Annotated in this window: 12 protein-coding genes; 5 read left to right on the forward strand and 7 right to left on the reverse strand. The window is 72.9% G+C overall.

Annotated features, from left to right (window positions below; translation table 11 throughout):
• The 5 genes from DTL70_RS14055 to DTL70_RS14075 form a co-directional block, all read right to left on the reverse strand.
• Positions 1-1,008, reverse strand: a complete 1,008-nt coding sequence (locus DTL70_RS14055; RefSeq protein WP_114022226.1) for an FAD binding domain-containing protein — start codon at positions 1,006-1,008, stop codon at positions 1-3.
• On the reverse strand, positions 1,005-1,610 hold the full coding sequence (locus tag DTL70_RS14060; RefSeq protein WP_114022227.1) for a (2Fe-2S)-binding protein: 606 nt from the start codon (positions 1,608-1,610) through the stop codon (positions 1,005-1,007). The genes DTL70_RS14055 and DTL70_RS14060 overlap by 4 nt, the downstream gene beginning before the upstream one ends.
• A gap of 131 nt (positions 1,611-1,741) precedes the next feature.
• Positions 1,742-2,254, reverse strand: a complete 513-nt coding sequence (locus DTL70_RS14065; RefSeq protein WP_114022228.1) for a mycothiol transferase — start codon at positions 2,252-2,254, stop codon at positions 1,742-1,744.
• A 148-nt stretch (positions 2,255-2,402) separates the two neighbouring features.
• Entirely contained in the window at positions 2,403-2,570 is a 168-nt protein-coding gene (locus DTL70_RS14070; RefSeq protein ID WP_114016874.1) for a DUF5670 family protein, read from the reverse strand.
• A gap of 68 nt (positions 2,571-2,638) precedes the next feature.
• Complete coding sequence (locus DTL70_RS14075) at positions 2,639-3,097, reverse strand: DNA-processing protein DprA (RefSeq protein ID WP_114022229.1); 459 nt, start codon at positions 3,095-3,097, stop codon at positions 2,639-2,641.
• A gap of 158 nt (positions 3,098-3,255) precedes the next feature.
• Between DTL70_RS14075 and DTL70_RS14080 the strand changes: the two genes are divergently transcribed.
• The 3 genes from DTL70_RS14080 to DTL70_RS33245 all read left to right on the forward strand — a co-directional run bounded on the left by DTL70_RS14080 (position 3,256) and on the right by DTL70_RS33245 (position 5,226).
• Positions 3,256-4,497: a helix-turn-helix domain-containing protein gene (locus tag DTL70_RS14080; protein WP_114022230.1), complete on the forward strand. Its 1,242-nt coding sequence runs from the start codon at positions 3,256-3,258 to the stop codon at positions 4,495-4,497.
• Between the two features lie 142 nt (positions 4,498-4,639).
• Entirely contained in the window at positions 4,640-5,041 is a 402-nt protein-coding gene (locus tag DTL70_RS14085; protein WP_114022231.1) for a hypothetical protein, read from the forward strand.
• On the forward strand, positions 5,038-5,226 hold the full coding sequence (locus DTL70_RS33245) for a hypothetical protein (protein ID WP_147266779.1): 189 nt from the start codon (positions 5,038-5,040) through the stop codon (positions 5,224-5,226). The genes DTL70_RS14085 and DTL70_RS33245 overlap by 4 nt, the downstream gene beginning before the upstream one ends.
• 11 nt (positions 5,227-5,237) lie before the next feature.
• Here DTL70_RS33245 and DTL70_RS14090 read toward each other — a convergent pair whose 3' ends face one another.
• Positions 5,238-5,813, reverse strand: coding sequence for a potassium channel family protein (locus tag DTL70_RS14090; RefSeq protein WP_114022232.1), 576 nt, complete (start codon positions 5,811-5,813; stop codon positions 5,238-5,240).
• A gap of 78 nt (positions 5,814-5,891) precedes the next feature.
• A complete protein-coding gene (locus DTL70_RS14095; protein ID WP_114022233.1) occupies positions 5,892-6,623 on the reverse strand; it encodes a FadR/GntR family transcriptional regulator in 732 nt (243 codons plus the stop codon).
• A 251-nt stretch (positions 6,624-6,874) separates the two neighbouring features.
• On the opposite strand from DTL70_RS14095, the gene DTL70_RS14100 reads away from it, so the two are divergent.
• On the forward strand, positions 6,875-7,471 hold the full coding sequence (locus DTL70_RS14100) for a gluconokinase (RefSeq protein WP_114022234.1): 597 nt from the start codon (positions 6,875-6,877) through the stop codon (positions 7,469-7,471).
• Between the two features lie 54 nt (positions 7,472-7,525).
• Positions 7,526-8,926 (forward strand): GntP family permease, encoded by a 1,401-nt coding sequence (locus DTL70_RS14105; RefSeq protein WP_114022235.1) that lies wholly within the window; start codon positions 7,526-7,528, stop codon positions 8,924-8,926.
• Positions 8,927-9,082: the final 156 nt, after the last annotated feature.

The raw sequence follows: 9,082 nt of genomic DNA on the forward strand, positions 1-9,082 counted from the left end.
TCACGTCCCTGCGGGGCTGGTCGGGTTCTCGGCGAGCCGGGCGAAGAGGGTGACCGCCAGGCTGCGGGCCAACGGCACCTTGAAGGCGTTCTCCGACAGCGGCCGTGCCGCCGCCAGTTCCGCGTCCACGGCGCGCCCCACGCTCTCGGCGTCGGCCCGCGAGCCGATCAGCGCCTCCTCGGCGGTGCGGGCCCGCCACGGCCGGTGCGCCAGCCCGCCGAAGGCCAGCGCGGCGTGCCGGACAGTGCCTCCTTCGTCCACGGCCAGTACGGCGGCCGCGGAGGCCAGCGCGAAGGCGTACGAGGCACGGTCGCGCGCCTTGCGGTAGGCGGCGCGCGCCCCCTCGGGCGGCGGCCCCAGCGTCACGTGCGAGATCAGCTCCCCCGGGCGCAGCACCGTGTCCTGCTCGGGGGTCTCGCCGGGCAGCCGGTGGAACTCGGCGGCCGGCACCGTGCGCGCCCCCTCGGGGCCCAGCACCTCGACCTCGGCGTCGTAGGCGGCCATCGCCACGGCCATGTCGGAGGGATGCGTGGCCACGCAGTGCTCCGAGTGGCCCAGCACGGCCATGTCCCGGTTGACGCCGTCGCGCGCCGAGCAGCCGGTGCCGGGCTCGCGCTTGTTGCAGGGCGCCGAAGTGTCCTGGAAGTAGGGGCAGCGGGTGCGCTGGAGGAAGTTCCCGCCGGTCGTGGCCAGGTTGCGCAGCTGCCCCGACGCGCCGGCCAGCAGCGCCTGCGAGAGCGCCGGATAGGTGCGGCACACCGCCGGATGCGCGGCCAGGTCGCTGTTGCGCACGTTCGCGCCGATCCGCAGGCCGCCCTCCTGGGTCGTGGCGACCTCGTCCAGCGGCAGCCTGGAGACGTCGATCAGATGCTCGGGCGTCTCGACGCCCAGCTTCATCAGGTCCACCAGGTTGGTGCCGCCCGCCAGATAGCGGGCGCGCGGCTGCGCGGCGAACGCGGAGACGGCCTGCTCGGGGCTGGTGACCCGCTCGAAGGTGAAGGGCCTCACGCCGACACCTCACTGCCACGCTCACTGCCGCGCTCGCTGCCCTGCCGGGCCTGGAGGCCGTCCGCGGCCACGTCCTCCAGCGCCTCGACGATGTGCGGATAGGCGCCGCAGCGGCAGATGTTGCCGCTCATGCGTTCGCGGATCTCGTCGCGGTCCAACTGCGCCGGCGCCCCGGTGGAGTGGCCGAGCGCCTCGGCGGGCGTCGCGTGCGACGGATGGCCCTCGGCCGCCTCGCACAGCATGCCCACACCCGAGACGATCTGCCCCGGCGTGCAGTAACCGCACTGGAAGGCGTCCCGCTCGTGGAACGCCTGCTGGAGCGGGTGCGGCCGCTCCTCGTCGCCCAGCCCCTCGACGGTGGTCACATGCGCGCCGTCGTGGGCCACCGCCAGCAGCAGGCAGCTGTTGGCGCGGCGCCCCTCCAGCAGCACCGTGCAGGCGCCGCACTGGCCGTGGTCGCAGCCCTTCTTGCTGCCGGTGAGGTCCAGGTGTTCACGCAGCACGTCCAACAGGGTGGCGCGGTGGTCGACGGTGACGGTGTGCGCGGTGTCGTTGACGTGCAGGGTGAGGGTCGAGCTGGTCGCGGTGCGCTGGGGGATCACGGGGCGCGCCTCTCTTCTGCTCTTGTGTGTCGCTCGGCTCTGCTCTTGTCTGTCGCTCGGTTCTTCTCTGGTCTGTCGCTCGGTGCCTTCCGCCGCGGCGGTCTTCCACCGCCGGCGGCCGGATACGGCGGTCAGCCGCGACGCTCCAGCACGCCGCGCAGGAAAGCCGCCTGCCCGACGTGCTGCATCGTGTCGCCGATGACGCTCACGAGGCGTACCCCGAGGGAGACCGGCGGGTCCCACGCGTCGTCGACGATCCGGCCCAGCGACTGGGAACTCAACGTGCCCAGATACGCGCAAGTGCGCTGGTGGACCGCGTCGTGGTAGGCGACCAGAAGCTCCGGCGAATCCACCCGGACGGCCGCCACGTCCTCGGGCGAGTGGCCGAAACCCGTGTCGTCCGCGTCGAGGGGCAGCCCGAACCGCTCCTCGAACCCCTGTGCGTGCCAGACCTGCTCGCTGCCCGCGGCGTCCGCGACGTGGTCGTCCTGCACCCGCGTCAGATGCCACACCAGCCAGGCGACGGTGTTCGCGCCCGGATCGAGCCGCTCGGTCAGATACGTGTTCCGGATGCCGTCGAGCGTGGCGTGGACCTCGCCGTTCACCCGCGTGAAGGCATCCTCGAGAAGGGCGGTTGTATCCATGTTCGCGACCTTACGACGCGTCATACGTGCGATGTGCCTTTTCGCCCCCGCCCCGCTGGACCGCCCCGCCCCGGTGACGGGACGGGGCGGTTTGGCGGGGCGGTGCCCGGCGGGCCGGGCCTCTGCGCTGTGCGGGCCGGCTGCGGCGCTACCAGCGGTACCAGCGACCGCGCCGTCCTCCCGTCGTGGGCCGGACGACGAAGCCCAGCAGCCAGACCACGAGCACGATCACCGCGATCCACCACAGCGCCTTGAGCGCGAACCCCGCGCCGAACAGCAGCAGGGCGAGCAACAGCACGAGCAGCAACGGTCCCATGTTCTTCCACCTCCGCGGCCCGAGTGCCCCGCCTCCCCCACGCCATGCACACCGCGCCCCGGGGACGGTTACTGGATCGGCACGATCAGACGGGCCTTGTCCTGGCGGGCCGCGTACTCGAGCGTCTGCCACGTGCCGGAGACGGTGCTGGTGCCGACGGGGAAACCGATCACGAGTGCGGAGCGGTCCACCATCCACCGGTTCCGCGCCAGATACGCGGCGTCGTCCAGCGGCTCGGCACCCAACTCGACCAGCTCCGCGACACGGTCCCCGGCCCGGGCGACCGCGTGCCGCGCCTCCGGCGGCTGCTGGTCGAGCGTGCCGGGCACCACGACGGTGATCCGGGCCCGCGTGTGCGCGGCCAGCCAGGCCAGCGCGAGGCTGTCGATGCCGCGGGCCCCGCCGAGATGAAAGTGCGCCTCCGGCGCGAAAGGGGCCAGATAGTGCGCGAAGAGCCGCGCGTAGTGGGCGGTGTCCCGGTGCCCCGTCGTCCGGGTCCCGGTGATGGTCACGGTGCGCATCGTCATCGACGTCGTCTCCGACTCGCATGGCAGGGACGGCCATCCACCCGTCAGCGATCCACTCGCACGGCCTCCCGCATCCTTCCATGAGGTCGCCCGGCAGGGGCACACCACGCGGCGGCGGACGCCGGTAGCGTTGAGTCGTCCACGTGTGGGGGTGCGCAATGCACGAGAGGTTCGAGAACAGCATCGGAGACCGCCTCGGACGGCTCCGTACGCGGCGCGGGCTGACGCAGGAGCAACTGGCGGAGCTGGCCGCGGTCTGCGTCGACACCATCCGCAAGCTGGAGCAGAACAGGCGTCAGACGGCGCGCATGGCGACGCTCAACCAGCTCGCGCGCGCCCTGGACGTCGACGTGTCCGTGCTCGTCGGCTCGCCCGTCACCTTCGAGGCCGGACCGGACGGCAGCGCACCGTCCGTACTCGCGCTGCGCCGGGCGGTCTCACCGGTCCACGGCGTGATCGGAGCCCGAGCGGACGAACCGGACCCGGACCCGGAGGACCCGCCGACCATCGGCGCGCTCCGCGCCTCCCTCCGGGCGACGGAAGGAACGCGGCGCGAGGGGCGCATGGGCGCGGTGGGCGCCGTGCTCCCCCAACTGATCCGCGACGCCCGCGCCGCCGTCCGTGCGTACGAGGGCAGCGACCGCGACCGGGCGGCGGCGTACGCGGTGCTCTGCGAGGCCTACCAGGTGGCGGCGACCACCCTGACGGCGCTGGGCAACCCGGACGCCGCGTTCACCGCCATGGAGCGCGCCATGGCCGCGGCCCACCGCTCGGACGATCCCCACCTGGAGTCCGTCGGCGCGGCCACGCTCGCGTGGGTCTTCACCAAACAGGGGCGGCTGGAGGACGCCGCACACGTGGCCCTCTCGTGCGCCGACCGCAGCGAGCCGGGTTTCCGCTCAGCCCCCCTCGACCTGTCGCTGTGGGGCGTCCTGCTGCTGCGGGCCGCGACGGCCGTCGTACGGCAGGGCGAACGCCACTACGACCGGGTGGACGAGCTGCTGCGCATGGCGAGCGCGGCAGCCGCCGGTATCGGAGCGGACCGGATCGACTACGCGACACCCTTCGGCCCCACCAACACCGCCGTCGCCCAGGTCAACTTCTCGGTCGAGATGGACCGCTGCGCACCGGCCCTCGCCACCGCCCGTACCGTTCCACGCCTGGGCACCCTGCCCGCGACCTGGCGCGCGCGCTTCCACGTGGACCGCGCACTCGCGCACGCGGGCCTCGGCCAGGACGAGTCCGCCACCCACGCCCTGCTCACAGCTGAGCGGGACGCCTCCGAGTGGATGCGCTACCACGGCACCACCCGCCGCCTCGTCACCGACCTGCACACCCGCGAACGCCGCCGCACCTCTCCTCTGACGGAACTCGCCGACCGCCTGCACGTGGCCGGGTAGGACATCAGGTCCCACCCGGCGGACAAAGTGGCACACGGTGTCCCTGGGGGCGCCTGCGGCGCGGACCTACGGTGCGTCGCGAGTACGGCGGCACCGACACATCAGCGGTGCCGCGCCCCCTCGCGGACACAGGACGGTCAGCATGACGCACACCTCGCCCGGCGACCTCGGCCCGACAGTCGGAGACTCGTGGTCCCCTCCGTCGCACGCGCCGTTCACGCTGACGCCCGTGGGGGTGTGGTGGGACGCCGTGCGGGTGCCGTGGGGGCCGGGGCGCCGGGCGGTCCAACGGCTCGGGCGGGCGTGCGGCGGGGTCGTCGGGGATCCGTACGGCGCGTGGCTGTACTGGCTGGTGCCGCCACGCGCCGGGGTGGAGTGGGGGTCGGCGGGGGAGGCCGTGTGCCTGTCGGTGGCGTGTTGGCTGCCCGTGCCCGCGCGGGACCGTACCGGGCCGCCGGGTCCTTACTGGGCCGTGCCGTACGAGGCGGGCTCCGCGCTGACGGACCCGGCGCGGCTCCGCGCGGCTCTGCGGGGCGAGCGGTGAGCGGCGGGTACTGCCTGCCGTGCGGGCGGTGGCGGGAGGCGACCGTCGTGGTGGCGGTCGTGGAGGTGAACTCGGGTCCTGGCCGGGTCGTGGAGGCGTGTGTGCCGCACGCGCGGGAGTACGCCGCCTATCCGCTGGCCCCGCAGTGGCTGCGGGACGAGCTCGCCACGCTGGAGGAGGGATAGCGGCGGGCCGGTCACGGGGGAGGCCCGCGCTTGTGTTCCCGGCCGCCGCCCGGGGGCCGGCTGGCGGCGGCGCGGCGGAGTTTGCCGGAGAGGGAGGTGGCCGCGGCGGTGAGGAAGACGAGGGTGTAGAGGATTTGCAGGAGGATGACCAGCCGTGCGGACTGGCCGCGCGGCTGGATGTCGCCGTAGCTGACGGTGGCCACGGTCAGCAGCGTGAAGTAGAGGGCGTCGAGGCGGGTGCGCAGGCCCTGGAACTCGCCGGGGTGGTGGGACATCACGAAGTAGGCGGAGGAGAAGACCAGTACGGACAGGCACATCAGCGACATCAGCGCGACCACCGTGCCGGGGCGGTCGAACAGGGCGTCGCGCATGTGCTTGAGGAGCAGGGCGGCGATGGCCGTCAGCGCGAGGATCAGCAGGGCCCAGCTCAGTTCCGGGCGCTCGGGGCCCAGTGTCCGTGCGGGCAGCAGGAAGTAGGCGACGAACAGGCCCGCCACCAGCGGCCCCAGCAGCGGCCACGTCCAGCGGGACCGGTCGGGCGGGCGTTCGGTGGGCCCGTCCTGGTGTGGTCCGGGGGGCTGCGCCATGGGGCCATCGTCGGCGCGGCGGTCGCCTCGCGCGCTCTGGGAGGTGCCGCCCGGGGGACCGGACGGGGGCCGGACCGGTCAGGGAGCGAGGACGTCCAGTTCGGCCATCGCGTCCTCGGTGATCGTGCGCATCGCGGCCTCGGCGCGTGCGCCGTCGCGCTCGCGCACGGCTTCGGCGACGTTGACGTGGAGGGTGACGGCTTCCTGGCGGGGGTCGGTGAACATGACGTCGTGGTGGGTGCGCCCGGCCAGTACGGCGGCGACGACGTCCCCGAGGCGGGCGAACATCTCGTTGCGGGAGGCGCGCAGTACGGTGCGGTGGAAGGCGATGTCGTGCACCAGGTAGTTCTCCAGCTGCTGGCCGCGTGAGGTGGCGACCATGCCCAGGGCATGCTCGGTCAGGCCCGCGCACTCCTCGGGGGTGGCCAGTTCGGCGGCGAGCCGGGCGGCGACGGGTTCGACGGCGGAGCGCAGCACGGTCAGGGAGCGCAGCTGGCGGCCGCGGTCGGTGCCGGCCAGCCGCCAGGTGATCACCTGCGGGTCGTAGACGTCCCACTCCTCGGGTGGCAGTACCGTCACGCCGACCCGCCTGCGGGATTCGACCAGGTGCATGGACTCCAGTACCCGCACCGCCTCCCGCGCGACCGTCCTGGAGACCTCGTAGCGGCTCGCCAGTTCCTCGGTGCGCAGCACCGTGCCGGGCGGGTACTCGCCCGCGGTGATCGAGGGACCGAGGGAGGCCAGCAGCCGCGCGTGCAGGCCGCGCTCGCGCGCGGGTGTCTCGTCGCGGCCCGCCCCCTGGCTGGTCATGAGTGGCGTTCTCCTCGTCTTCCCGTGCCGTGCGTCCCGTGTCCGGCCGTGACCGGCCCTCCGTACCGGGCCGTGCGGCCCCTGCGGCGGCCGTCGTGTGCACGCTCGGCGAGCGCACCGGGACGTTCAGCCTACGTGCTCCTCGTCACCCCCATTAAGTATGACTAATTCGTGTCCGACTATTGAATACATGTGACCTATGAGGTTGAGTGTGCTCGGCGCCGAGGTCGATGAGGACAGCAGTGAGGCCGATGAACACAGCGGGTGAAACCACGCAGAGCCACGTCGTGGTCGTCATGGGCGTGGCGGGCACGGGCAAGACCACCGTCGGCCGGCTGCTCGCCGAGGACCTGGACGTTCCCTACGCCGAGGCCGACGCCTTCCACCCGCCGGCCAACGTCGCCAAGATGTCCGCCGGCACCCCCCTGGACGACACCGACCGTGCCCCCTGGCTCGACGCGATCGGCGCCTGGGCGCACGACCACGCGGAACACGGCGGCGTGGTCAGCTGCTCCGCGCTCAAGCGCGCCTACCGCGACCGGCTGCGGGCCGCCGCCCCCCACCTCGTCTTCGTCCACCTCACCGGCGACCGCGCGCTGATCGGCCGCCGCATGGCCGAGCGCGCCGACCACTTCATGCCCGTCGCCCTGCTGGACTCCCAGTTCGCGACGCTCGAACCCCTCCAGGCCGACGAGCGGGGCGTGTCCATCTCCGTCGCCCCGGGGCCGCGGGCCGTCGCCCGGCGTGCCCTGACCGCGCTGCGGTCCGCGCACGCGCCGGACCCCTCGGCCGTGGCCACCCCCGAGGCCCCGGCCGAGGCCCCCACCGGGGCCGCGTCGCCCGCCTGACCCCGAGCCCCACACCCCCGCCCACCCTCCACCCACAGCGAAGAAGGAAGAGCCGTGAGACATCTCAGCGTCGAGATGCTGGCCGCGGGGTCGCAGCCCGACCCCATCACGTCCGCCGGCAACGCGCAGTTGGGGATCGCCGCCCTCGTCGGCATCGCCGTCATCGTCCTGCTCATCACGCGGTTCAAGCTGCACGCGTTCCTGGCGCTGACGGTCGGCTCCCTCGTGCTGGGCGCCGTGGCCGCGGCGCCCCTGGACAAGGCCATCTCCAGCTTCACCACCGGGCTCGGCGACACCGTCTCCGGTGTCGGCGTGCTCATCGCCCTCGGCGCCATCCTCGGCAAGCTCCTGGCCGACTCCGGCGGTGCCGACCAGATCGTCGACACGATCCTGGCCAGGGCGAGCAGGCGCACCATCCCGTGGGCCATGGCGCTGATCGCCGGCATCGTCGGACTGCCGATGTTCTTCGAGGTCGGGCTGGTCCTCCTGATCCCCGTCGTGCTGCTGGTGGCCAAGCGCGGCAACTACTCGGTGATGCGGGTCGGCATCCCGGCGCTGGCGGGGCTCTCCGTGATGCACGGGCTGATCCCGCCGCACCCGGGTCCGCTGGTGGCCATCGACGCCATCGGCGCCAACCTGGGCGTGACGCTCGCCCTCGGCCTCGTCGTCGGCATTCCGACGCTGGTCGTCGCGGGCCCGCTGTTCGGCAAGGTCGCCGCGCGCTGGGTCGACACGACACCGCCCGAGGGCGTCGTCCCGGAACGGGCGAGCACAGAGCTGGACAAGCGGCCGGGCTTCGGCATCACGCTCGCCACGGTACTGCTGCCCGTCGTGCTGATGCTCGCCAAGGCGCTCACCGACATCGTCATCGACGACACCGAGAACACGGTGCAGCGCGTCATGGACGTCGTCGGCGATCCGATGATCGCGCTGCTCGTCGCCGTGCTGGTGGCCATGTTCACGCTCGGCCGCTCCGCCGGCTTCACCAAGGACAGGCTGTCGTCCACCGTCGGCTCCTCCCTCGGCCCGATCGCGGGCATCCTGCTGATCGTCGGCGCCGGCGGCGGCTTCAAGCAGACGCTCGTGGACGTCGGCATCGGCCAGATGATCCTCGACCTCTCGCAGGACTGGTCCATCCCCGCGCTGCTGCTCGGCTGGCTCATCGCCGTCGGCATCCGGCTGGCCACCGGGTCCGCGACGGTCGCCACGGTCTCGGCGGCGGGGCTCGTGGCGCCGCTCGCCGCCGACATGTCCACGGCGCAGGCCGCTCTCGTCGTGCTCGCCGTCGGCGCGGGTTCGCTCTTCTTCAGCCATGTCAACGACGCCGGGTTCTGGCTCGTCAAGGAGTACTTCGGCATGAACGTCGGCCAGACCATCAAGTCCTGGTCGGTGATGGAGACCATCATCTCCGTCGTGGCGCTGGTGCTTTTGCTGCTGCTCTCGTTGGTGGTGTAGCCGCCTTCCCCCCAGCCGACGCCCCCCGCCCCGCCCCCCATTACCGTTTTCGTGGCCCCGCAACGGGGCTACCGGCTTTCGGAGTTGGCATGACTACCTCCCCTTGTCGAGCACATGGCCTGGGGGGTGGTGTCACCAGCTCCGGAGGCACTGACA

This window comes from Streptomyces diacarni, from assembly GCF_003323715.1.
Lineage (GTDB): Bacteria > Actinomycetota > Actinomycetes > Streptomycetales > Streptomycetaceae > Streptomyces > Streptomyces diacarni.